The following is a 24,085-nucleotide window of genomic DNA, read 5'->3' as shown; positions in this document are numbered from 1 at the left end:
CTTATGGCGAATCTTCGAGACATACGAAATCGGATTGAATCCATTAAAAATACGCGGCAGATTACCAAGGCCATGAAAATGGTTGCGGCCGCGAAGTTGCGAAAGGCTCAAAACCGTATCATCGCAACCCGTCCCTATGCTTCTAAGATGAAGGAAGTGGTGGCCCGGCTGGTTGGCAATGCAACCGATAAGCACCAGTTGCTGCGTGAACCGGAGAGTACCGACGAGGTTCTCTTTATCATTATCGGCTCCGATCGGGGGTTATGCGGGGCTTTCAATAATAACTTATTTAAGATGGTAGAGAAGACCATTGAACAGGAGTATGCCGAATATCGACAGGCGGAAACACTGTCGCTTGTCTGTGTGGGACGAAAAGCAATCAAACACTTCGGCAAACGAAACTACAATGTTATTGCAGAATATCCGGACTTCTTTGATGAGATCAATTTTGCGAAAGCATCCGGAATTATGAAAGGCGTGATCAAGCGGTTTAATGCCGGAGAATTTGATGAAGTCAAGCTGGCCTATAACGAGTTCAAGTCAGTGATCGCCCAGGAGCGTATTGTAGAATCCGTCCTGCCCATCGAGCCGTCAGCCCTTCTTGAAGATGCCGTATCAGACAACGAGCAGAAAGAATATATTTATGAGCCGGGGATAGATAAAATTCTTGAAGATTTATTACCTTCCCATTTGAATTTGCAGCTGTGGAAGGCTATCCTTGAGTCAAATGCTGCAGAACAGGGCGCCCGGATGACAGCCATGGACAACGCAACAGAGAATGCCAACGAGCTGCAGGAAGATCTCGAACTTGAATATAACCGGGCTCGTCAAAGTGCGATTACTACAGAGATTTCTGAAATTATCTCGGGTGCACAGGCACTTGAAAATGCTTAATTATTATCGTTCTATTTGACGTACTGGAGGGATGGCAGAGTGGTCGAATGCGGCGGTCTTGAAAACCGTTGAGGCCTTATGGTCTCCGGGGGTTCGAATCCCTCTCCCTCCGCATCCATGAAATAGCCCCTTCCCGATGGAAGGGGCTATTTTTTTAAATAAATCATCAACTTTATCGTTAGCTTTACAAATAAATGGAGCTTCCGTGGTGAAATTATGATTAAAACTCTCCTGACACTTACTGTTATAAGTATATTTTCGCTATCCCAGCTGCGGGCCCAGGATACGGTGCGCGTGTCGCTGCAGGAGTTTATTAACCGCGGTGTTGAAAATGCGGGACAGCTCAAATATGAACGGGAGAAAGTGAACCTGGCTGAGAATCAGGTATCACAGCTTAATGCCAAGCGCTACCTTCCTGAATTTAGTCTGAGTACCCAGCACGGGGTTGTGCCCGGGGTGATCAGCCATAATCCCACGCTCGACAAGGATGAATACTACCTGGATCCGAATCTGGAGAATGACTGGGAAAACTGGGCCATCTTCACGCGTGCAGAAATCAATGCCGTTCAGCCTCTTTTTACCTGGGGCGCTTTGAGCAATGCCGTAAAAGCAGCAGAATCGGCATCGATTGCAGCCAAAGAACAATTTGAACAACAAGAGGCTGATCTCAAAGTCCGGCTGGCGGAGTTATACCAGAGCTACTTGCTGACAAGAGAGATCATGCGTCTGCTGGATGAAGCCTCGGGTACCATCAGGGATATTGAAGACAAGCTGGAGGAAAACCGCGAGGAGGGGGCAGAGGATTTTGATGAGTCTGACTTCTTCAAATTCAAGATTTTCAAATCCGAATTTGCAACGCGTGCCACTGAGGTCAAGGAAAGTGCTGCCATGACGCGTCGTATATGGGACTACGTGCTGCAGGCGGATGAGGGGACGGTATTCCTGCCCGAATCCTCGTTTTTAGACCCGGTTTCGGAAGAATTGAAGGAAATAAATTTTTACCGGATGAATGCTATTAAAAACAGGTCGGAGGTCGAAGCTATAGAGGCCGGCATTGATGCTGCCGAATACGGGCTCAAGGCTGAAAAAAGCCGGAACCTCCCTGCGCTGGTGCTGGGACTCAGAAGCAGTTTTGCCAACACCCCCAATCGGCCGCGGCAAAGCAACCCCTTCATAATCAATAATTCCAATTATCTGTCGGCCTCTTTTGGATTGGTGGTGCGGCAGAATTTGGACTTTCTGAGTATTAATGCCAATGTGGAACGGAGAAAACTGCAATACCGGCAGGCAAAATATTTGAAGGAAACGGCCGTTGACGGTATCGTACTGGAAGTCAATGAAATCTATAAGAACACGGCTGTATCAAAGGAAAAAGTCGATAATACTGACGAGGCCCTTGTTACAAGCAAGAAATGGCTTAGACAGGAACAATTGGATTATGATTTTGGTATAGGAGAAACCAAAGATTTAATTGATGCCATGCAAAAAGAGTTGGAGTTGCGCGTGCGTAAAAATCGAGAAATTTTTGAATTCAACAAGAATATGATCCAGCTCCATCGTAAATCAGGATTGCCGATAACACCAATTTTCAACAACGAAGAATAAGATGATACGCTTTAAAAAAACCTTTTTAGTATTATTATTCAGCTTGTCCGGACTCCTTTTTTTCCAGTCGGCTCAGGCGTGGGCGCAGAATGATGAAGAAGCGATCCGGGAGCTTCTGGAACAGCGGGATGATGAAATCAAAGAGCTGATGGGCTCCAAGGGTACGGAGTACACACAAGAACAGCGCGAGAAGCTCAAAAATATCATTAACGGTATTATAGATTATCGTGCGATGGCCCGGTATGCTCTGGAGGATACCTACAATGAACTTTCGGAGGATGAACGTGATGAGTTTGTTGATTTGTTTTCAACGATCATCCGTGACCAGTCGCTGAATAAATTGGATATCTATCGCGCCAAAGTGAAATATGAAGAAATCAGTGTGGATGGCAGTGAAGCAGAGGTACGGACCATCGCGCAGCTTGAGAACGTTCGCACCCCGGTGGGATACAAGATGAAATATACCGATGACAGCGAGTGGGTCGTTACGGATATGATTATTGATGATGTCTCTACAGCTGATTCCTACCAGCGTCAGTTCCAAAAGATCATTCGTCAAAAGGGATACGATTCTCTGCTGGAAACACTTCGCAAAAGAGCGGCCCGATAAAGGGTTTATTAAACTGTTTTAATAGCTGTATATTGGCATCAAATTAATCTTATATACTGTATATGCTGCGATCTGTTCAACAGAAGAAATTAGCACCAGAGGGATATATTTACACCACCTACGGCCATCCGAAGTACCTGAAACATGCTGTGGCCTCGGTGGTGTCATTGCGAAGATATGACAAAGATCGCCCGGTGGCCCTGGTATGCGAGGAGAAGCATAAACAGATTCTCGAGGAATTCAATTTAAGCAACATCTTTGATGTTATTCATGTGATGGCCCCGGACCGGGCCTCTATTGTGGGTTTCAAGCACAATATTCATGAATATCTTTTTTTTGAGAAAAACATTTTTCTTGACAGTGATATCATCTGGTGCAAAGATCCGGATAATCTATGGAAATCTTTTGAACCCTACCCCTTTACGATTACCGGCACCCAGGTATCGGATAATTTTTTTGGGGGACCGAAGAACATCGGTATCGTCAGCGATATCCTTTTGCGGCGCCGGCAGCAAACGCTGAATCATTTTGGACTTTCCTACCTGAGCCGGGTGCAGACGGGTATGATGTATGCTCAGGATTACAGTCTGACGAAAAAAGTTTGTGAATTTTCACAGAAGATGCTTGAACGGAAGGATAAAACACACTTCCGAAGTCGTACGCTGGAACACGGGCGCAGTGAAGAATCGTGCGAGTGGAGCATGGCGATGGCGATGTCCAAACTGGACCTGCCGGTTTATCCCTGGCTGCAGGGGCATACCAGTCCACAGCTGGACTATATTGCAGCGTTGACTTCCCACGATGCTGATTTTGAATATGTGGTATGCAAATACTACTGCGACCAGTTTGTGTACAACCTGCGCGGTTTGAAAAGTAAATGGCTGCGGAAGGTACTCATCAAGCTGTTGTCACTGATACCGGGAAAGGGAGACTACCTTAAAACAACGCCCTATTGCCTTCATTTTGGATGGTATCATCAAAAACAACCATTTTACGAGTTCTCAGAGCGCACCTGGAATGCCCTGAAAAAAGAAAAATTCAATCAGCTGCTGGACAGCAAAAACCGATTAGCTGAGAATATATAATGATCCCCGATATGCCTGAGCGATATTACCTTATATTGGGGATAGGCATCGTTACTTTTCTTCTGCTGCCTCCAGCTGAGTCGATGGCTCAGCTTCGTTACGGAGTCTCCTCCTCGGTTTATGCCGCAGAAGAGGATCAGCTGCCATTCTGGCTCTATGCCAATACCGACGGAATGGTTGAGCCCTCCGGCAGTAACTTCATTAATCGCTTTTACACCTATTTCTCGGAACAGGATTCCTCGGACGGACTGGATTTTGCCGGAGGATTTGATGCTTTTGCCCGCCTTTCTGACTATGATACGCTGGTGTTTACGGAGCTTTTTGCCGATCTGCGTTATGGCGGATTAACCATCAGGGGGGGACGGTTTTATGATCCGATGGGCCTGCATGACCGCGATTTGTCGATGGGATCCATGCTGGTTAGTCGGAACGCTATTCCGGTTCCCAAAATACGGGTTGGTACCAGCAACTTTGTGAGTGTGCCACGGAGCGGTGACCATCTTCAGTTCAAAGCCATGATATCCCATGGCTGGTTTACCGACGAACGCTATATTGAAAATCCCTATCTGCACCAGAAGTTTTTCTATCTGCGATATAAGCACAGGCGCTTTGATCTGACAGCGGGGGCTGCTCACAATACGGTGTGGGGCGGCATACATCCCGGGGTGGGGAATCAAGCACCGTATGAACTGCCTTCCTCTTTTTCTGATTATTTAGACGTGGTATTGGGACAGTCGGCTTCGGGGAATAATGTTCCCTGGAATGAGATCAGCAACTCGGTGGGTAACTCCGTGGCGGCCTATGAGGCCAAAGTGGGCGTTAATTTTAATCATTTTCGACTGCAGGCCTACCGCCTGTTCTATCTGGAGGATAAGGTGGCACTCAGTTTTCGAAGTCCCTGGGATGGCATGTGGGGGGCAGGTGTTACCTTTGATGATTCAGAAGGGTGGGTTACCAAGGTATTATGGGAGCATCTGAATACGAAGCGACAGAACGCATGGATCAATACCCCCTGGGGCCGGACGAATTATTACAATAACGGCGTCTATCGCTCCGGGTGGTCGCATGAAGGTCGCGTACTGGGCAACCCATTGATCATAAACGGCCCCGTGTCCGATTTTGACGGCGGGACGTATCCTATTTCCAACAATATCATTATCGCCCATCACGTCGGCATCCAGGGGCGGCCCGGGGATCGCCTGTTCTATAAAGCCTTGCTGACCTATTCCCGGAATTACGGCACGAATGTGGACCAGGGGGAACGGCCCTATACGCCCCTGGATGAGCTCCGCGTGGATGAATATTCCTCGCTTTTGAGGTTGAAGTACCGGGCAAGCCGCGGCTATGGGGTGAGTCTTATTGGCTCCCTGGCTTTGGATCTGGGGGCGCTTTATGAGGGCCGCCGGCTGGGATTCCAGGTAGGGGTAGCCTGGGAGGGAAAGACGCAGTGAAATTCTTTATTATAGTCACCGGTGAGTGTCCCGGCCTTGCTCGGAGTATCAGGCTCGGGGATCGCGCATACAATGCCACGGAATAGAAAGGTCTTTATACAGACAGATAATGAAGCAGCAACAGGAAAAAAAATGGAAGACGAATCTCAAAAAGGGAATACGGTATCTGCTGCAGGCCGGCATTATAGGATATCTGGCCTATAAGCTCTATGATATCGGTCTCGACCGTGTTATTGATTCACTGCCACTGAATCCGCTGTTTTATCTCCTGTTCTTCCTGATCTATTTTTCACTTCCTGTCTCTGAAATTTTTATTTACGGGGTCAAGTGGAACTTCAGGGGGTACCGGGCCTTCCTGATTTTTGTACAGAAAAAAGTACTCAATACCGACGTGCTGGGATACTCCGGGGAGTTTTACCTGTTTTACTGGGCCCGGGAAAAAATCGGGATTCCGGCGGTTGAGGCGATGAAATTTATTAAGGATAACAATATTCTCTCTTCTCTTTCCTCCACTTTTATCTCAGTGGTATTGCTTATTTTTTTCCTGACGCAGGGGTACATTGATATTGGGGAGTATATCCCCCAAGTTGAGAATAACCTCGTGTATCTCTGGATTGCCCTCGGCCTGGGGGTTGTGGCGGTCATAGGATATCAGTTCCGGAATTACATTCTCAGTGTCAGCCTGGATGAAGGCCTAAAAATATCTGGCATTTATACCGGCCGTCTCATTCTGACCAACCTGATACAGATCATTCAGTATAAAATTGCCGAGCCGACCGTTCCCTGGGCCGTGTGGTTTAGCCTGATGGCGGTACAGATCATGTCTACGCGCATCCCGTTTCTGCCAAGTCGAAGTGTACTGTATGTGAGTGTGGCTATTGAAATGTCGGTGATGTTGAATGTCCCCGAGACACAGCTGGTGGGGGTCCTGACGGCCAACCTGATACTGAAGAAAATGATAGGGGCCATCTCTTTTATTGTAACTTCCTTTACGCAGACCCAGCTACCCGTCAATCCGGAAGCGGTAAAGATGGACGACCTTGATACCATGGAATCAGCAGAGGAGGAGTGAGGCTGACAGGCCGGGCACCTGGTCTCGCTAGTGATAGAAATCCTTCAGGTTGACAGGCAGGACCTGCTCCCTGATATAGCGGACGGTATCCGGGTCGAAATGAGCATTCAGTTTTTGGCTCTTGTTCAGCGACTTCGACCGGTTCTGGTCTTTCCACTTCTCTTCTTCCCGTGTTAATGCGTCTGCGGTGGTGTGATAGCGCTGAAGCATTTCTTTGCTGAAGTCGAGTTCCAGGAAGCCGCAGATCGCTCTTAAAACCGTTTCAGGATCTTCAATAAGCTGTTCATAGGTAACAAGGATATGATTGGATTTCCGGCGGTATTTAAGCGACTCGCGTAGACTGTCGTTCCACCAGCGGATGCATTTTTTAATGGAACGTTTGCCTCCCCACTGCTCCGGGTATTGGTTGGTTGCCAGGTAGAGGCTTGCCACTACATCGGGGCCGCTGCGGAGTATGTGCAGGAACTTGCTGGCGGGGCCGGTTTCTTCAATAGAAGAAATATAATGCAGATGCCGGGGCGTCTTTTCCAATCCCCAGATGGTTCCATTCATCCTATTTTTCCGGGCTTCCCGGACAATCATCCGGTCGATAATATCGATTAGGGTGCGGCACCAGCCCCGGTAGGTGTAGAACTTGAAGGGGGAGCGGCCTCTGAACGGCTGGAGTTCGCCATACCCATTTTCCTCTAAGAACCGCAAGACTACACGGCGGCTTCGGCGGCCGTGTAGCATAAGTCGACGGAGGAGGGGGTTGATAGGCAGGGTATCCGAAAAAAAGTGGGTCTCCGGGAAAGAGAGGACCTTCGGATGGCTGGCCACCATACTTTGGAGCAGGGTGGTGCCCGATCGCGGACATCCGACCAAAAAAGTGCGTTGGGTATTCACTGTTTTACTGTTCTTCGGGAAGCAGGTTTAACTCCCGGGAGTCGCTTAGATACATCCGGAATGCTTGGCGCTGGGCTTCCGTGAGCTGAAACTTCGGGTGATCAAAAAGCTTCCCTTTTATGATTTTATGCCAAAAATAAAAGACTGCGTCTTTGGGGTTGTTTCGTATGCGCCGCAGGAAATGCTCTTTCTCCCAGGTATTATCGCCGTGGTAACAGCGTATAAAAAGGTGGGAATAGTTATCCGGCAGTTGAAGATATCTTTTTTTCATCCACTCTTTCAGGTAGACGGTGTCTTCGGCTCGCCTCGTATGAGGATATTGGATAGATGGGTCGGAACGATGCATGATGCTTCCGGGAATGCCGTCGGGCAGATAGCCCACATAGGGATACTGCATGTAGGGTTCTTCATCAAGATGCATGAGTGCTCCGGAGAGACAGCAGGCATCATGACCGTCGATAAGTGTCTGTGCCTGGATGGCAATGCGTTCGGGGTGGTACCAGTCATCATCATCCCATTGAACAAGAAAGTCTCCATTGGCTTCTTCGAGCGAGCGGTTCCGCAGTTTCCCCAGCGTATTACCGGGCTTCTTCTCCAGTTTCAGATAAGTTACCTGATCTGAAGGCAGGTCGGCAAGAATATCATCCAGATTTTCTTTTCCGTCATCTACGATAATCAGTTCTTTATTGGGATAGGTCTGGTTCCGGAAACATCGGATGGCCCGTTGCATGAGGTGCTTTCGATCAGCGGTAACCGTTAGACAACTGACTTTGGGAAGACCATCAGTGGGCATTGGTTCGGGCGATTCAGACATAAACGGTAGATATATGATTGTTTAAAAGGAGGCTAATATTAAGGAAATATTGGAGAACCTCCCAACGATTGCGGATGGTGTTAAAAAGGATTTTGCTCGCATTGGATAATAGTAACGTCCTTCAGATCAGTACAGTAGATATCGCCTCAGGGGCTTGCCGGAAAAGGAGATCCGCCTGTGGATGAGTGCATTGATGTATCGGTTCCACGGAAAGCCCATGATGATCAGCTGGATGGTGAATGTCTTGAAAAAGATATTCATGGTCAGGTCAATGCCGATATGCATGCCGATAAGTGCCAACGTGATATAGGGTCGCCAGCGTCTGTACCAGATGCAGAATCCCATGAACTCGGTAACGAGTCCAAATGTTAGGATCAGCGTGGCAATCATCCGGCTGCTGATGGCCAGCTCCTGGAGCCAGTTGAGTTGAAATTCCCCGGTTTTGGAAAGAATATCGATACTTTTTTCACCGATCCACAGCCATAAGTGCTGGCCGTCGACCCAGGTGATACCCGTGGCAACCAGCTTGCTTATGGCCGCTGAGGTATAGCCGAGCCCGATAAAAAACAGGGTAAAGCCAAAGGCAAAAGGCAGAGATTTTTTTATATCCCGGATAAAGAGGGCCGCAATTCCCAGTCCCATCAGGCTGAAGCCCACAAAATTGGCACTGTGGGGAATTTCTCCCTGTGAGAAACGGCTGACATACTGTATGTGAAAAAGGATAAAAGCGAGGAAGTACAACCAGCGCTGGCGCTTGAAAAAGAAGGGAATCAGACAGGCAAGAGTGATGACGATGGCATTAATAGTGGCGAGTTCCCCGAAAAAGATCTTGACATCTATATAATTGGCCAATCCCAGCGGAAGCACAATATCACTGAGACGAGGGACATAAAAAGCCCATTCCCAGGTGTATATAAGGGTATAGACTACCGTAAATAACTCGAAAGCACGAAGTTGTATTTTCGTGCCGGTCGATTCGGGTACCTCTAAATTGAACAGGTTGTCGAACAAGCGGTCCATGTTGGCTATTGACTGGAGAATAAGTTGGGATTTTTATAGGTGGTGTCGGCAGTAAACAGGAACATGGGAATGGCCCTGATGACGACGCTTCCTTCATCGTTGATAGCACCGACAACGCGTGTTGGCATCCACTGCTCACCCGGATACTCATCAATTTGGAAGGTGCTGCGAAGTCCGTTGATCTTGGGCCGGTCCCAGTTCCGGGTTTTCGAAATGTAGTTTGCGAAATCGATCTCGTGGATCCCGTAGTCCTCCAGCGGAAGAATCCGGTTACTTATTTCTTCGATGGGCTTGGTCTGCCACAGGTCGGCCCGTGTTGTATCCTGTACGTTTTCAACAACCCCGCGCGACCATGGCTGGCCGGCCTGCGAAAACATGGGGAAGATGCTGAACGGCCAGAACTCACCTTCATGGGTGGCTACCAAAAGTATATTGAGGAGTAGAACAACTGCTATGATTCGTTTATACGTATCCATCAGGTCACCGGTAGAAATGCTCTTCGAAAATATCCAAACAAATAATCAAAGAAAGTTAGCTGTTTTCTATCACAAATAGTAGATGCTTTATAATTTATTAGATCCCCCGGGGCCGTAGTACCGGCATTGCTTCAATAGTATTTGAAATGATCCGTGTTATTATTTGCTTAACAATTAATTATGAATTTTCATTTCAACAGACTATATCTTGCATTTAAGCTATGTAAAAGCGTTTTTCCTTTTGAAATGGCATCTCAATCAGCTGTATTCCAATAAAAAGAAGTGCCAAACGTTACCAGAACAGATTTTGTATTATTATTTTAGAAGCTATTTCAGAAAGGAGACTGCAGCGCCGTGATCTCCCTAACGTTATCGAATCAACAGCATAATTTTATATGAAACGATTAGATACAAGAGTCCTTCATTATTTATTATTGATTGCTTTGATAAGTGCCGGGAACACCGAATCAGCCGGTGCCCAGCAGCCGGTGCATATGGATAGTGGTACGGTGCTGCTTGAGAATTTTGAGCATGATACCACCGGCAAATTGCCGCACAAGTGGTACGACCGGGATGGCAACAAGAAGCTCATCAATCATGATGAGTCCTTTTCTAAAAATTACCTGTATAAGGTGGATGAAGAAGGAGATAACAAATTCCTGCGGTACAAGGGTTCCCGGGCCAAGCATATCAACCTGCCTCTGATTAATAAGGACAAAGATAATATTTATAACATAAATATCTTTGAAACACCGATCCTCTCGTGGAAAGTGCGTGCCCATAAACTTCCGCATAATGCCCGGGAAGATGATGACGACTACAACGATTCAGTAGCAAGTGTCTATGTGGTGTTTGATATGGGACGCGTGGCTTTTTTCAAGAAAGTGCCCAAGACCATACGCTATACATGGAGTTCTACCCTTGAGGAGGGGAGTACCGCATCAAAGCTATTTGGCAACCAGCAGATCAAGGTGGTCAAGTCTGGAAATGAGGATACCGGGAAGTGGATCACTTTTGAGCGCAATCTGGTACAGGACTACCGCCGTTTGTTCGGGGATGATCCGCCGAGGACGCCCATGGCTATTCTGGTAATGAGTGATGGCAACAGCACCGGTTCCTGGGTGAAGGCTGACTACGACGACATTATGCTGAAGCCCCAAAAAGAGCAAAAAGCAATAGAAGTTAAATAAGTTCTGCTAAAATGGTTAACTTCTGCGCTGATTTAACCGCCACTTTGATCTGGAGGTAATGAAAAAAATTCTACGTTTCTTTCGCCCGTTAATCAAATACAACTATCATCATCCGTACTGGGTGTTGGGTATTACAATTTTGCTGGCGATTATATTGGGTAACTTTGCAGTACAGCTCAAAATAGATACCGACCTGGCTAATCTGTTGCCCAAAAAGAATCCCCATGTGCTGGCCTTGAATGAGCTGCAGGAAACAGTAGGCGGGGAGAGTGCGATGGAAGTAGCAATCAAATCGCCCAGTTTTGAAGACAACAGGCGACTGGCCAGGGACTTGATCGATGAAAGCCTGGAGCTCTATGATGAACAGAGTGACCGGCCGTTTTTTGAGCGGTTTGAGTTTCGTAAAGAGACCTCTTTTCTCAGGAATAACGCCCTGTATTTTGCCACCCCCGGAGAACTGGAAGACATAAAAACCTATCTGCAGGATGAAATACAGTCTGCCAAGGAAGGGGCGAATCCTTTTTTGATCGATTTTGGGGAAGAAGAGGAAGAGGAGGAGTCCGATGAAGAGCTGGAGGCTTTTGAAAAAAGTTATGAAGCGTTAATTCCCTCGGAGTACCCGGTAAGTCCGGATAGTACGGTCATGGTATTAAAGCTGTTCCCGACCGGTTCAAAAAGTGACCTGGATTATCTGCGCCGCATGTTTGACTCCTACGACGAACTGCTGGCCTCCGTCAACCCACAGTCGTACAACAGTGAAATGGAAGTGCGATACGGAGGGCGGCTGAAGCGTCACTTGTCGGAGATCGAATCGATCATGAATGATGTATTCAGCAGCTTCGCTTCGGGCATATCCAGTGTTATTATATTGGTGATGCTGTATTTTTTTACAAAGAAATATCTCAACTATCGGCGTGGCAGTGAGGAAGAGAAGGAACATCGTTTCTGGGAGCACCTGATCCGCATGCCGGTGCCGGTGCTGGTGATTGGACTGCCCCTTTTGATGAGTCTGGCCTGGACTTTTGGCGTCACCTATTTTGTGCTGGGAACCCTGAATACCATGACGTCCGTTCTGTTCGTAATCCTGTTCGGCATGGGCATTGATTATGGCATTCACTTTTATGCCCGCTATATTGAATTCAGATCTGCGGGAGAAACTGTCCTGGATTCCCTGTATTCAACGTACGACAATACCGGATCGGCTATCGTGGTAAGTGGCCTGACAACCGCATTTTCCCTCTTCATATTGATTATCGCCCGTTTCAGGGGATTCTCTGAATTTGGATTCATAGCGGGGTCCGGTATTATTCTGGCACTCTGCAGCATGCTTTTTGTGCTGCCATCCCTTCTGACTATCTCGGAACGACACAACTGGATTCTCTTGAATGTCAACCGGGAGGCTGACGGCGAAAAAGCCTCTTTGTTCAACCGGTTCCCGATGGCCCGTTCCGTGGTCGTTACGGGGCTGCTTATTGCCCTGGCCGTAGGCATATATGCTCCCAGCCAACTGGGTTTCCAATATGATTTCGGTCAGCTTGAACCTGAGTTTCCGGAGTACCAGGCCTACAATGAATTCACCCGGGGCGTCGAGCAGTCCGACAAGCGGAATCCGGCCTATATCCTGGCTGATAACCAGCAGCAGGTGATTGAGATCCTGGAGAAGGTCCGTCATAAGATGAAAACAGACACCACCAGCCCAACCATACTGGATGTGGAGGCCCTGCCGGAACGCTTTCCGCCCACGGAAGATGGCGCCAATGAAAAGCTTGAGGATATTGCTCAGATTCGCGGTCTTCTGAATGACCCCTTCATCAGGGACCAGGAGGATCCCCAGCTGGATAAACTTCGTCGGGCTGCACAGACGACCAGCCGATTGAATATCAGTCAGATTCCGGACTACTTTAAAAACCAGTTTGTGACCAAGGAGGGAGAGATAGGAAACTTTGTGATTGTATATCCCAGCGTGGGGCTTTCTGATGGAGAAAAATCAATTGCTTTCAAGGACGACATCGGTAAAATAACCCTCGACAGCGGGGAGACGGTGTATGCTGCAAGTACCTCCATCATTGCCGCCGAGATGCTGGATCTGATGCGGACAGAGAGTCCTTACATGGTCGGCGCTACCTTTTTGATGGTCTTTGTCTTAATGCTCATATCGTTTCGATCGCTGCGCTGGGCACTGATTGCCATGCTCCCCCTGGTAGTGGGGCTGTTGTGGCTTTTTGGCATCATGATGCTAACAGGCATGATGTTCAATTTCTACAACCTGGTTGTGCTCCCGGCCATTCTGGGGATCGGCGAGGATAATGGCGTTCACTTGGCCCACCGATACCGGGAGGAGGGGAAACGAAGTATGTGGGATGTACTCTCCAGCACCGGTCAGCATGTAACGATCGGATCACTGACGACGATGCTCGGCTTTTCCGGCTTGCTCTTTACCACTCACCCGGGACTGCAGTCACTGGGAGAGATGGCGGTGATCGGTATTGGGATGACCCTCGTGGCCGCTCTGACCTTTTTACCAGCCTTGATCGAACGTCTGGAAGCGCGTCGCTGGATCAAATTCTAGCGACTGGAATTATACCGGATGTGAAGTGAGGACCGGGGCTCACCAGGACCTGCGGCCACCGGTTGGAATCTGGGTTGGAAGGCAAAGGCGCGGTCAGGCTATTGCTTCCAAAAAGCAGGAGTGAAAATGAGCAGTACGGTAAATAGTTCCAGCCGTCCGACCATCATCATAACTATGAGCACCCATTTGCCGAAATAGGGGATCTGGGCGAAGTTATCAGTAGGACCGAATGCTCCCCACCCGGGGCCAATGTTTCCGAGACAGGCAATGCTCGCCCCGATGGCGGACTCCAGATTATAGCCCATGGTGGCCATAACGAGTGCTCCCAGGCCGAAGATGACAAGGTAAAGCACAAAAAAACTAAGTACGGTACGCTGGATGTCTGCATCGATGGTCTTGTTTCCAATGCGGATCGGAAGGATGGCCTTTGGATGGACAATCTGCTTGAATTCTCGGAAGGAGTTGCGAATGATAATCATCCACCGGATCATCTTTGGACCACCGCCCGTAGAGCCGGCGCAGCCGCCGGCAAAGAAAAGCAGGAAAAGAAAAAAGCCGCCAAACGAATACCAGAGTTCATAATTGTCGGTGCCGAACCCCGTAGTAGTTACGATGGAGACTACCTGGAATGAGCCGTATCGCAGGGCGCTGCCGAAAGAATACCCGTCAAATATCCAGAGTGAGAAGGTTACGATGGTAACACTGATCGCTATGATGAGTGCATAAAAGCGGGTTTCCCGGTTGTCAAAAAATGATTTGCTATCACCGCGCAGCAGGCGAAAATGCATGGCAAAGCTGATGCCGGCCAGAAACATAAAAAGGGTTATAACGGCATCGATGTAGACCGAGTCAAATGCCTGAATGCTGGCATTCTTAGTTGAGAAGCCTCCCGTAGCCAGGGTGGCAAAGGCGTGGTTTAAGGCGTCAAACCAATCCATGGAGGGGTGAACCCACAACAGCAGGAATTCCATGCCTGTGAAGGCCACATAGACGCCCCAAAGCAGTTTGGCAGTCTCTTGTACGCGGGGAGTGAGCTTGTCGGCCGTCGGGCCGGGCGACTCTGCCTGGAAGAGCTGCATGCCGCCGATACCCAGCAGAGGAAGAATTGCCAGCGTTAATACAATAATGCCCATGCCGCCGAGCCAGTGGGCGAGAGATCGCCAGAAAAGCATGCTCATGGGCAGCGATTCAATCTGGGGATTCATAAAGCCGCTGCTGGTTTCTCCGCCGAAGATGGTCGCCCCGGTAGTCGTAAGTCCGCTCATTGTTTCAAAGACCGCATCGGTGTAGCTTGGCAGAATACCCGAAATGACAAAGGGCAGGGCCCCGACCAGTGACAGCAGCAGCCAGGTCAGGCTTACAACAAGAAATCCTTCGCGCACACGCAATTCCTGTTCAGGTTTGAAAAAGTAGTAGAGGCTGCCGCCGAAGATAAAAGCAATGGATGCCGATGAGAGAAAGGTATGCCAGACTTCTTCCTCATAAATGAAAGCAATGACCATCGGTGTCAACAGGGCAAAGCCGAGAAAAAAGATGAAGGCTCCCAGGATCCCCAGTACGGTGAGAAAATCAATTTGAGGACGGCGAAAACTTTTGATTGAGGAGTTCTGCATTATTTGAAAAGTGAAGTTACCTTATCAACAGCTTCGGGGAGACAGAAAATGATGACACGGTCATTGGGCTGTATTTGCGACTGACCGGTTGCAATCGTCGTTGATCCGTTGCTTAAGATGCCACCAACCACGCAGCCTTCTGGAAAACGAACTTTATGAATAGGTTTCCGGACAACCTTGGACCGGGGAGCCGCCTGTAATTCAATAACTTCAGCTTTGATGCCCTGAAGGGCTTTCACCGAGATAACACGCCCGCCGCGTACGTGCCGGTGGATTTCATTGGAAGCGGCTGACTTCTTATTGATAGCCGCATCCAGTCCGATTGTTTGACTGAGTGGTATATAATCGGCTTTTGAAACGAGGGCCACGGTTTTCTGGACTTCCAGGTGCTTGGCCATAAGGCAGGAGATAATATTCGACTCCTCATCTTCGGTCACTGAAATAAAAGCGTCGGTGTCAGTGATGCCCTCGGTAGCCAGAAGGTCCGGATCGGTGGGATTTCCGTTCAGCACCAGCACCCCCTTGAGTTCCTGGGCCAGCTCGACAGCCGTGTCATGATCGGGTTCAATAAGCTTGATATTCCAGTTTTTTTCCTCTTGGCAGAGTATCCGGGCAATCATGGCTCCAATGGGCGTCCCGCCGGCAATCATGATGCGGTTAATTTCAACATCGGGTTTGCCGGTGGTTTTTATGACTTCCGGGATGGAGTCCGTTTTGGCTATCAGGAAGAGCTGGTCGTAGGCCTGTATGCGGACCGAACCGCTTGGAATAATGGTCATTCCCTTGCGGGATATGGCAACAACCCGGAAGGTCACATCCGGAAATTGTTCGGTATATTCCAACAGGTTCTTACCAACGAGGGGCGATTCCTTGCCAATACGCAGTCCAATCATCTGCATTTGGCCATCGGCAAGGTTGACCAGATCGCTGGCCGAGGCCCGTTTAATAAGCCGTACAATTTCCATGGCGGCACTCTGCTCAGGATGGATGAGAACATCGATGCCCAGATCAGTGGATTTTAACGGTGCATTGGGACGGGAAAGTTCGTCGCTGCGAATGCGGGCAATAACCATTTCAGCTCCCAGGCGCTTGCTCATCATGGAGGCGATCATGTTCACCTCGTCAATGCTGGTCACGGCAATAAGAATATCGGCATCCTTTACGCCGGCGTCCACCAGATCCTTGGCCGAGGTTGCATTGCCTTCAAAATATAGAACGTCAAGATTGTCGGCTACCTTCTTAAGGGCATCTTTATCGCGGTCAAGCACAATGACATCATGCTGCTCCTGAGATAGCACACTGGCCAGATCGTATCCAATCTCACCGGCTCCAATAATTATTATTTTCAAAGTATGAACTCCAGCTTTATTAAGAAGTACGCTAAAAGTCGAAAAGTGTGATCACAATCGCAACAATAGTCAGTGAAATTTGGTAGGTGGCCGGCCTACTACGGAACAAGTGGAAAAGGGAAACAGATCATTCCCCTGAAGTTCAATGAACGCTTGTTTTTTTACGTAATTAGTGCGATTCTTAGACGCATATCCCTCCAACAGGAATTACCAACCGAGCCACGTATTCCATGATCGTTGATCTACTAAAACCGGAATTTGACGAACTTATTGAGGCCAAGGATTGGGTGGCACTTAAGGATATTCTCAATGATGTTCCCGCGGTCGATGTAGCCAAACTTCTGGAAGAACTGGATGCCGAGGTAGCCATTGTCATCTTCCGGCTGCTCAAAAAGCAGAAAGCGGCCGATGTGTTTATCTATCTGAGTTCGGGGAAAGGCATGGAGTTGTTGGGCATGTTTACAGCCCAGCAGCTCAGCGAAGTGATGTCTAACCTTGAGCCCGATGAGCGTGTGGCACTGATGGAAGAGCTGCCCGGTAATCTGACCCAGCGGGTCATGAATTCCATGAATGTTTCCGACCGGAAGCAGGTGCAGAAACTCCTGGGCTATCCCGAAGAGAGTGTGGGTCGTCTGATGACACCCCGTTATGTGAAGGTGCGAAAAGACTGGAGCATTCAGAAGGGGATGGATCATATCCGCAGGTTTGGACAGAGCGCTGAAACCGTGAACGTCATCTATGTCGTCGATGATAACGAGCACCTCATCGATGATTTGCGGCTGAATCAGCTGATCCTGGCTGATCCGGAGGCGCCCATTTCGTCACTGATGGACGAAAGCTTTGAAGCCCTGAGTGCTTTTGACGACCAGGAAGATGCGGTAAAGATGCTCAGTAAATACGACCGGGTAGCGATGCCGGTGGTTGATTCTGACGGTATTCTGGTAGGGATCGTTACAGTGGATGACATCATTGACGTCGCAGAGGAAGAGACCACCGAGGATATGCAGCTCATGGCGGGGATGGACGTACTCGACGACTACTACTCGCAAACTACGGTCTTTGAAATGGTAAAAAAACGCATTGGGTGGCTGGCCTTTTTATTTGTTGGCCAGTTGTTTACTACAACTGCTCTTGGGGCCTATGAAAGTGTTATAGCCAATGCGGTGTTTTTGTCGCTATTTATACCGATGATTATCTCCAGCGGCGGAAATTCGGGCACCCAGGCGGCTACACTTATCATACGTGCTCTTTCTACCGACGACATTGACATGAATGAGTGGAAGAAAGTGCTCGGCCGGGAACTGCTCTCCGGGTTGATGCTCGGGGGGATTATGGCGGTTATCGGTTTTTTGGTTATTATTAGCTGGGGCTTTCTGGTTAATGGCGCTTTAACACAGGAGCTGACTCTCAGCGCAGTGGTGGTTGGTCTGAGTTTGATAGGCGTTGTCTTGTGGGGTAATATGAGCGGCTCCATGCTGCCATTTGTACTTTCCAAAATGGGATTGGATCCAGCGGTGACCTCGGCTCCTTTTGTATCGACATTGAGCGATGTAACTGGAATTATTATCTATTTCTCTATTGCTATTGCGCTGCTCGAAGGTATTATTCTTTAGTTAATTACAACATGGTATAAAAGAGCGAAACTCATGAAACAGTATCTGGACTTGGTTGAGAGCGTATTGGATAACGGGGTCAGAAAGTCGAACCGAACCGGCACAGACACCATATCCAATTTTTCAGAATTTTATAAAGTGGACCTCGCGGAGGGATTCCCGCTGCTGACGACAAAAAAAGTGTTTTTCCGATCTGTAATTTTGGAATTGCTCTGGTATCTGCGGGGAGAAGACCACATCCGCTGGCTGAGAGATGAAAATGACTGCCATATCTGGGACGCATGGGCCGACGAAGACGGCCATGTGGGGCCCATCTATCCCGTGTTGTGGCGTCGCTTCCCTTACTATGATGAAGAGGAAATCGGCTTTGAGGGGGATGCCTCTCACATCAGCAAAACCGTCTGGATAAAAAAAGAGTTTGACCAGGTGCAGCGGGCAATTGATATGTTGAAAGAGAATCCAAACAGCCGGCGCATCGTGGTAAGTGCATGGCATCCCGGACTGCTGAAGCAGATGGCGCTTCCGCCTTGCCACCTGATGTATATTTTTAATGTATCCAATGGAAAACTGAACTGTCATCTGACACAGCGATCCGGAGATATCGCGCTCGGTATTCCCTTTAACCTGGCCTGCTACTCGGCCCTGACCATGGCCATTGCCAACGAAGTGGGCCTGGAGTATGGAACTTTTGCCCACACCATCGTGGATGCTCATATTTATGAGAACCATGTAGAGGGGCTGAAGCAGCAGCTGAACCGTGAGCCGCGTCCGCTGCCTGAGCTTCACATTGCCGACAAGCCCATTGATGAGCTGGAATTCGAGGATTTTACCCTCGAGGGATATGAACCGCATCCATCCATAAAGTTTGAAGTAGCCGTATGACACTTGCCGCAATTGTCGCACATGATCCCCGGTTGGTTATCGGAAGCAAGGGCGGGCTGCCCTGGCACTATTCTGAAGATCTAAAGTATTTCAAAAAAATCACCATGGGACATCCCATCATCATGGGCCGGGTGGTCTTTGAAGAACTGAATGAAAAGCCGCTGCCTGGGCGTGAGAATATCGTGCTCAGCCGGTCAAAGAGCTATGATCAGGTTCCCACCTTTTCTTCCATCGAGCAGGCCCTGGCCTATGTGGCCAATGAGGAGCTGGTGTTTGTGATTGGAGGGGCCCAGATCTACCGACAGCTCTTCGACAAAATTGACAAGCTTTTTGTTACAGAAATACACCAGTCGTACCAGGGGGATACCTTTTTCCCCGAATACCGCCAGGATATAGGGTCAGTATGGAAAGAAATCAAAAGGGACGACCATCCCGAGCTCAGTTTCGTGGTCTATGAGCGCATGGCTCATAATTAGCTTGCCTGTCCGTACCTTTTTGTTTCCCGGATTCCCAATTCCTTGTTGGGAACGAGACCTTTTTCCATATGTCAGGTGCGATCAGCCGGCTTTAAGGCCGCAAGGATATCCTCCAGGATTAAATAGAGACAGGGGACGATAACCAGGATAATGGATGTTGCAAACACAATGCCAAAACCGAGAGATATGGCCATGGGGATGAGGTGATAGGCCTGCCGCGAGGTTTCCAGAATGATGGGCGTAAGTCCCCCGAAGGTGGTCAGCGTGGTCAGCATAATGGGACGAAAGCGACGCAGGCCGGCCTCGTGAACAGCTTCAAAGGCGGAATGGTCGGCTCTTTTTTTATTGGCATAGTCGATCATTATCAGCGAATCATTCAGCACCACGCCCGAGAGGGCTATAACCCCCATTAGGCTCACCAGAGAGAGGTCATAGCCCAGCAAGATATGTCCAATCACCGCACCGACGATGCCAAAAGGAATGGCGCCCATTACAATGAGGGGCTGTACGTAGCTTCCGAAGGCGATGGCCAGCAGGGCATAGATAACCAGCATTGCCATGAAGAAGCCGCCCCAGAGCGACTGGGTGGACTCCCGCATCTCGGCCTGGCTGCCCTCGAAACTCCAGGTTACGCCCGGAAAGTCAACCCGAAGCTGGGGAAGTACGTCCTGCTGAATAGATTCAAGTACCCGCGTGACTGCATTGGCCGGCTCCGCATCCATACCTACTGTAACAACACGTCGGCCGTCGCGGCGGTTGATTGTTGTAAATGCTTCTCCCTCTTCAATGGAAACTACGTCCATCAGGGGTACTTCAGTACCGGAGGGGGTCTGAATGACCAGGTCCTCCAGGTGGTAAATGTCCTTGCGTTGTTCTTTGGGGAGTTTAACGCGGACTTCAATCTCGTTGGTCCCGCGCAGCTGGCGCATGGCAAGAGCCCCGTAGAATGCATTTCGGATTTGTTCTCCCACATCGGAAGCGGTGAGCCCGAGTTTTCGACCTTCCGGCAGCAGCTTGAAATCAAACTGGGTCTTGCCGCGGTTGTAGTTGTCATTCACGTCCTGGGTGGCATCAAATGACTCCACCCGTTCTAAAAATGCCTGGCTGGCTTTTTCCAGCACATTAATATCTGAGTGACTTAAATCAACACTGATATCCTGCTGGTAACCGGCCGGTCCCCGTTCAGCTTCGAAAGTGATTTGATCGATGCCTTCGAGGTCTCCGATTTCGTTGCGCCACAGTTCAATGACATCCTGGGCAGTCATGTCGCGTTCATTGGGGGGCTTCATCACAATTTCTACGTCTATAAAGCTTTGCCCCCGCACATTGGTTTTGATCCCTTCAGCCACACGAAACAGTTCATGCTCCTCAAACATTCGGTGGGTGGAGTTGGTTATTTCATTGGCCACCCTGGCGGCCTGGTCAGGGGTTGTGCCCACCGGGAGTGACACTCCGGCTTCTATTTCGTCGGCCGAGACTTCCGGCATCATGACCATGCCCATATGGTCGCTGTAGCCGTAGCCGCCCACAACCACGAGCAGAGCGATGGCCGAACTTAGGGTAATATAGCGGTAGCGGAGAGAGCGTTCGAGAAAACGGCGGTAATAGCGGTCTACAAATCGATTGAACTGCCGGCCAAAGGCGCGCTGCCACCGGTGCAGGTGCTTGCCGATACGGAAGGAGCATTCTTTTTCTGAACTGTGTCCCAGGTGTGCCGGGAGGATCAACAGGGCTTCCAGCAGTGATACCGCCAGGACGATGATCACCACGGCAGGGAGGGGCCACCAGTATTTGCCTGTTGTCCCGGGAATAAACAGGAGAGGTATAAAGGCGATGATATTGGTCAGGATGCTGAAGATCACCGGCCGGCTGATATCTTTTGTTCCAGCAATAGCTGCTTCAATGAAGCTCATACCCTGCTGGCGATATTCGTAAACATTCTCTCCGACGACGATGGCATCGTCAACCACAATGCCGAGAACCACCAGGAACCCAAACAGCGAAATCATATTGATGCTCAGCCCGAAAACCGGGAGAAAGAGAATGCCCCCTACAAAAGAGATGGTCATTCCCATCATTACCCAGAAGGCCAGCCGGTATTCCAGAAACAGGGCGAGGATAAAAATGACAATGAGGACGGCAAGCACCCCGTTCTCAGCCAGCAGTCCCAGCCGTTCCCGGTAGTCATCTGCCGTACTGCTGTCAATGCGGTATTGAATTCCGGGGGGGAAGTTCTGCTCGGCCTCTTCAAGGATGGTCTGGACACTGGAGGCTATAGCCAGGGGAGACTGGTTGCCAATGCGATAGATCTGAAGGTCAACAGTGGGCTGCCGGTTGAATTCACCGTGAAATCCTGTCTCTTCGAAGCCATCGGTGATTTCGCTGATATCTCCCAGGGTGACGGCACTTCCGTCATCAGAGGGGATAATGGCAATATTTTCGAATTCCTCCGCCCATTGTTTGCGTTCCTGCATCCGAAGGAGGATCTCCCCGGCATTGGTTTCTATGGCACCAGCTGGAATATCCTCGCTTGAGCGGGCAAGGAGGTCGGCAACCTGTCCCAGCGTAAGATGGTATTTTCTCAGCGTATTTCGCGGAATTTCCACATGGGTAACATAATCAGGCACATTGCCTATTTCGACCTGGGTGATCTCCTCGCTGTTTAGCAGCTGGTCGCGGATGTTTTCCGCCAGTTTGCGAAGTGTCCAGATGTCTGAATCACCATAGAGCCCGATGACCATGACTTCGCGCTGATTCGACTGCAGGCGTACCTCGGGTTCCTCGATGTCGTCCGGGAAGGTACGGATGCGGTTGACAGCCTGGTCAATATCCTGGAAGGTCTGCATTCGGTCGGTGCCGGCAACCAGCTCAATCATGATTTCCCCGGAGCCCTCATCGGCCGTGGAGGTGACTTCCTTGATCCCCTGTACGCCCCGAATGGCTTCTTCCACCGGACGCAGGATCCCCTGTTCCACCTCCGCGGGAGCTGCTCCCGGATATACCACACTAACTTCAACGATATCAAGCTGGTATTCCGGAAACACTTCCTTCTGGATGTTGAACATGGTCCATATCCCCCCGCCCAGAAGAATGATCATCAACAGGTTGGCAGCGATGGGATTGCGGGCCATATAGGCAATAGGTCCGGTAGTGGCAGTGCCGGATTCCTTATGTGAATCAGAATTGCTCATGGGGTTGTGTTGGTCGTGGAAGTGGTATCGGATTCTGCGACCCTGAGCGCCGCTCCGTCGGCAACCGTACTCAGGTTGGTGGTCACGATTTGATCATCTTCATCAATGCCGCTGCTTATATAGGCGTACTGTGCATCATTAAAAGCGATATCTACCTCTTTAATTCGCAGTTTTCCTTCCTCCATTGTCCATACGGTTTCTTCATCACGAATATAGTCCCGGTTAAGCCGGATGACATCGGGCAGCGGTTTGGTATTGATACGGACTTCTACAAAGGAGCCAATAATTAAATTGGGGACCCCGGGAGTGTCGGAATGATAACCGTAGGGATCGGGCACAGCTATGAGTACCCGTGCCATGCGGGTTTGGCCTTCCAGCGATCCGATAAGTTTGTACAAATGCCCTTCACGGGTTGTGTTGGGACCCCATGCCGATTGGTTACGGATGATGACCTTTGATTGAGGGCGATTGTCATCCGGGAAGGAGAGCCAGCGCAGCTGCGACACCGGAACGGTGGCCTCGATCCAGAAGGTGTCGAGACCAACCAGTCGACCGAGATTTTCGCCAGGGGCGACCTGAGAGCCGACATTCACATTGCGACTGAGAATATGGGCATCAAAAGGCGCACGGATGGTGGTCCTTTCAAGGGCCAGTTCTGCCTGCCGGACTGCAGCCCGGGCCGATTCAACCCGCGACTGCACGCTTTCGAGCTGGGGCTTGCGAAGAACCAGCTGTTTATTTTGTTCGCTGAGCGTGTCACCGTAGGATTGATACTCTTTCTGTGCGGCCCTCTGTTGTCCCATCTCAAGATTCAGGTCAGCCAGGGCCTGGCGCAGTTCACTTTGGCGCTGCTGAAGCACATTCTTGTAATCGGCGGGGTCAATCTGGAGCAGAACGTCTCCCTTTTGGACATATCCACCCGGGGTAAATGCATCAGAGCGTCTGGTGATCTCACCGCCGACGCGGGGACTCAGCACGATATCCTGGGCGGGTTCAACGGTACCCATGGCCCTGATAGTGGGCTGGTGAGTCGCCCGCTCAACGTCCGTCACATTGACAAGCATTGCGGTTTGCTGGGTAGCCCCGGAACGAGAGGCGGTAGGCTCGGTATTGAATATAAGAGCCGTAATTGCACTGCCCGCAAGCAGAATAATAAAACTGATGAGAAGCGTCTTTTTCCAATCCATATACCCTATGTTAGATGACGGAACCTCTTATCGCAACAGAAAGTCGAGGTTCTACATAATCCTGTAATCCTGCGAATGGAAACTTATGGCTGAAATCTATAGG

Annotated in this window: 19 protein-coding genes and 1 tRNA gene; 12 read left to right on the top strand and 8 right to left on the bottom strand. The window is 49.6% G+C overall.

The window, feature by feature from the left end; all coding sequences use genetic code 11:
- Positions 1-3: 3 nt before the first annotated feature.
- From atpG to FN808_RS03295, 7 genes are all read left to right on the top strand, one after another.
- Entirely contained in the window at positions 4-894 is an 891-nt protein-coding gene (gene atpG / locus FN808_RS03325; RefSeq protein WP_142713132.1) for an ATP synthase F1 subunit gamma, read from the top strand.
- Between the two features lie 25 nt (positions 895-919).
- Positions 920-1,006, top strand: a tRNA-Ser gene (locus FN808_RS03320).
- 104 nt (positions 1,007-1,110) lie between these two features.
- Positions 1,111-2,499 (top strand): TolC family protein, encoded by a 1,389-nt coding sequence (locus FN808_RS03315; protein WP_142713131.1) that lies wholly within the window; start codon positions 1,111-1,113, stop codon positions 2,497-2,499.
- A 1-nt stretch (position 2,500) separates the two neighbouring features.
- Positions 2,501-3,109, top strand: a complete 609-nt coding sequence (locus FN808_RS03310; protein ID WP_142713130.1) for an MlaC/ttg2D family ABC transporter substrate-binding protein — start codon at positions 2,501-2,503, stop codon at positions 3,107-3,109.
- A gap of 62 nt (positions 3,110-3,171) precedes the next feature.
- Positions 3,172-4,194 carry a glycosyltransferase family protein gene (locus FN808_RS03305; RefSeq protein ID WP_142713129.1) on the top strand — a complete coding sequence of 341 codons (1,023 nt, stop codon included), beginning with the start codon at positions 3,172-3,174 and terminating at the stop codon, positions 4,192-4,194.
- A gap of 11 nt (positions 4,195-4,205) precedes the next feature.
- Positions 4,206-5,645, top strand: coding sequence for a capsule assembly Wzi family protein (locus FN808_RS03300; protein WP_185958229.1), 1,440 nt, complete (start codon positions 4,206-4,208; stop codon positions 5,643-5,645).
- Positions 5,646-5,754: 109 nt separating this feature from the next.
- Positions 5,755-6,717, top strand: a complete 963-nt coding sequence (locus FN808_RS03295) for a hypothetical protein (protein WP_142713127.1) — start codon at positions 5,755-5,757, stop codon at positions 6,715-6,717.
- Positions 6,718-6,744: 27 nt separating this feature from the next.
- Here the strand turns inward: FN808_RS03295 and FN808_RS03290 are convergent, their stop codons facing one another.
- From FN808_RS03290 to FN808_RS03275, 4 genes are all read right to left on the bottom strand, one after another.
- On the bottom strand, positions 6,745-7,602 hold the full coding sequence (locus tag FN808_RS03290; protein WP_142713126.1) for a sulfotransferase family protein: 858 nt from the start codon (positions 7,600-7,602) through the stop codon (positions 6,745-6,747).
- 4 nt (positions 7,603-7,606) lie between these two features.
- A complete protein-coding gene (locus FN808_RS03285) occupies positions 7,607-8,416 on the bottom strand; it encodes a glycosyltransferase family 2 protein (protein ID WP_221929890.1) in 810 nt (269 codons plus the stop codon).
- Positions 8,417-8,542: 126 nt separating this feature from the next.
- Positions 8,543-9,436 (bottom strand): hypothetical protein, encoded by an 894-nt coding sequence (locus tag FN808_RS03280; protein WP_142713125.1) that lies wholly within the window; start codon positions 9,434-9,436, stop codon positions 8,543-8,545.
- Positions 9,437-9,441: 5 nt separating this feature from the next.
- Complete coding sequence (locus FN808_RS03275) at positions 9,442-9,912, bottom strand: hypothetical protein (protein ID WP_142713124.1); 471 nt, start codon at positions 9,910-9,912, stop codon at positions 9,442-9,444.
- 395 nt (positions 9,913-10,307) lie between these two features.
- Here FN808_RS03275 and FN808_RS03270 point away from each other — a divergent pair, with 395 nt between their 5' ends.
- Both FN808_RS03270 and FN808_RS03265 read left to right on the top strand, forming a co-directional pair.
- A complete protein-coding gene (locus FN808_RS03270; protein ID WP_142713123.1) occupies positions 10,308-11,102 on the top strand; it encodes a DUF3047 domain-containing protein in 795 nt (264 codons plus the stop codon).
- 58 nt (positions 11,103-11,160) lie between these two features.
- Complete coding sequence (locus FN808_RS03265; protein ID WP_142713122.1) at positions 11,161-13,671, top strand: efflux RND transporter permease subunit; 2,511 nt, start codon at positions 11,161-11,163, stop codon at positions 13,669-13,671.
- Between the two features lie 98 nt (positions 13,672-13,769).
- Here FN808_RS03265 and FN808_RS03260 read toward each other — a convergent pair whose 3' ends face one another.
- Together FN808_RS03260 and trkA are read right to left on the bottom strand one after the other, a co-directional pair.
- On the bottom strand, positions 13,770-15,284 hold the full coding sequence (locus FN808_RS03260; RefSeq protein ID WP_142713121.1) for a TrkH family potassium uptake protein: 1,515 nt from the start codon (positions 15,282-15,284) through the stop codon (positions 13,770-13,772).
- Positions 15,284-16,633 (bottom strand): Trk system potassium transporter TrkA, encoded by a 1,350-nt coding sequence (gene trkA, locus FN808_RS03255; protein WP_142713120.1) that lies wholly within the window; start codon positions 16,631-16,633, stop codon positions 15,284-15,286. The genes FN808_RS03260 and trkA overlap by 1 nt, the downstream gene beginning before the upstream one ends.
- 230 nt (positions 16,634-16,863) lie before the next feature.
- On the opposite strand from trkA, the gene mgtE reads away from it, so the two are divergent.
- From mgtE to FN808_RS03240, 3 genes are read left to right on the top strand one after another with little or no spacing between them, the layout of a single operon-like run.
- Positions 16,864-18,246 (top strand): magnesium transporter, encoded by a 1,383-nt coding sequence (gene mgtE / locus FN808_RS03250; protein ID WP_142713119.1) that lies wholly within the window; start codon positions 16,864-16,866, stop codon positions 18,244-18,246.
- Between the two features lie 33 nt (positions 18,247-18,279).
- Complete coding sequence (locus FN808_RS03245) at positions 18,280-19,128, top strand: thymidylate synthase (protein ID WP_142713118.1); 849 nt, start codon at positions 18,280-18,282, stop codon at positions 19,126-19,128.
- Positions 19,125-19,604: a dihydrofolate reductase gene (locus tag FN808_RS03240; RefSeq protein WP_142713117.1), complete on the top strand. Its 480-nt coding sequence runs from the start codon at positions 19,125-19,127 to the stop codon at positions 19,602-19,604. Before FN808_RS03245 ends, FN808_RS03240 begins: the two co-directional genes overlap by 4 nt.
- Positions 19,605-19,675: 71 nt before the next feature.
- Here FN808_RS03240 and FN808_RS03235 read toward each other — a convergent pair whose 3' ends face one another.
- Together FN808_RS03235 and FN808_RS03230 are read right to left on the bottom strand one after the other, a co-directional pair.
- Positions 19,676-22,795, bottom strand: coding sequence for an efflux RND transporter permease subunit (locus FN808_RS03235; protein WP_142713116.1), 3,120 nt, complete (start codon positions 22,793-22,795; stop codon positions 19,676-19,678).
- Positions 22,792-23,982, bottom strand: a complete 1,191-nt coding sequence (locus tag FN808_RS03230) for an efflux RND transporter periplasmic adaptor subunit (RefSeq protein ID WP_142713115.1) — start codon at positions 23,980-23,982, stop codon at positions 22,792-22,794. The genes FN808_RS03235 and FN808_RS03230 overlap by 4 nt, the downstream gene beginning before the upstream one ends.
- Positions 23,983-24,085: the final 103 nt, after the last annotated feature.

Origin of the sequence: Fodinibius sediminis, from assembly GCF_900182555.1 — a bacterium.
Taxonomy (GTDB): Bacteria; Bacteroidota; Rhodothermia; order Balneolales; family Balneolaceae; genus Fodinibius; species Fodinibius sediminis.
The sequence above is the reverse complement of the archived record's forward strand: the minus strand, read 5'-3'. Positions and strand labels throughout refer to the sequence as shown.

Coding starts and splice junctions, on each gene's coding strand:
- FN808_RS03275 (WP_142713124.1), bottom strand. CDS start 9,912: ATGGATACGTATAAACGAATCATAGCAGTTGTTCTACTCCTCAATATA.
- atpG (WP_142713132.1), top strand. CDS start 4: ATGGCGAATCTTCGAGACATACGAAATCGGATTGAATCCATTAAAAAT.
- FN808_RS03280 (WP_142713125.1), bottom strand. CDS start 9,436: ATGGACCGCTTGTTCGACAACCTGTTCAATTTAGAGGTACCCGAATCG.
- FN808_RS03265 (WP_142713122.1), top strand. CDS start 11,161: ATGAAAAAAATTCTACGTTTCTTTCGCCCGTTAATCAAATACAACTAT.
- FN808_RS03285 (WP_221929890.1), bottom strand. CDS start 8,416: ATGTCTGAATCGCCCGAACCAATGCCCACTGATGGTCTTCCCAAAGTC.
- FN808_RS03300 (WP_185958229.1), top strand. CDS start 4,206: ATGCCTGAGCGATATTACCTTATATTGGGGATAGGCATCGTTACTTTT.
- FN808_RS03315 (WP_142713131.1), top strand. CDS start 1,111: ATGATTAAAACTCTCCTGACACTTACTGTTATAAGTATATTTTCGCTA.
- FN808_RS03240 (WP_142713117.1), top strand. CDS start 19,125: ATGACACTTGCCGCAATTGTCGCACATGATCCCCGGTTGGTTATCGGA.
- FN808_RS03310 (WP_142713130.1), top strand. CDS start 2,501: ATGATACGCTTTAAAAAAACCTTTTTAGTATTATTATTCAGCTTGTCC.
- FN808_RS03230 (WP_142713115.1), bottom strand. CDS start 23,982: ATGGATTGGAAAAAGACGCTTCTCATCAGTTTTATTATTCTGCTTGCG.
- FN808_RS03305 (WP_142713129.1), top strand. CDS start 3,172: ATGCTGCGATCTGTTCAACAGAAGAAATTAGCACCAGAGGGATATATT.
- FN808_RS03270 (WP_142713123.1), top strand. CDS start 10,308: ATGAAACGATTAGATACAAGAGTCCTTCATTATTTATTATTGATTGCT.
- mgtE (WP_142713119.1), top strand. CDS start 16,864: ATGATCGTTGATCTACTAAAACCGGAATTTGACGAACTTATTGAGGCC.
- FN808_RS03245 (WP_142713118.1), top strand. CDS start 18,280: ATGAAACAGTATCTGGACTTGGTTGAGAGCGTATTGGATAACGGGGTC.
- FN808_RS03235 (WP_142713116.1), bottom strand. CDS start 22,795: ATGAGCAATTCTGATTCACATAAGGAATCCGGCACTGCCACTACCGGA.
- FN808_RS03295 (WP_142713127.1), top strand. CDS start 5,755: ATGAAGCAGCAACAGGAAAAAAAATGGAAGACGAATCTCAAAAAGGGA.
- FN808_RS03260 (WP_142713121.1), bottom strand. CDS start 15,284: ATGCAGAACTCCTCAATCAAAAGTTTTCGCCGTCCTCAAATTGATTTT.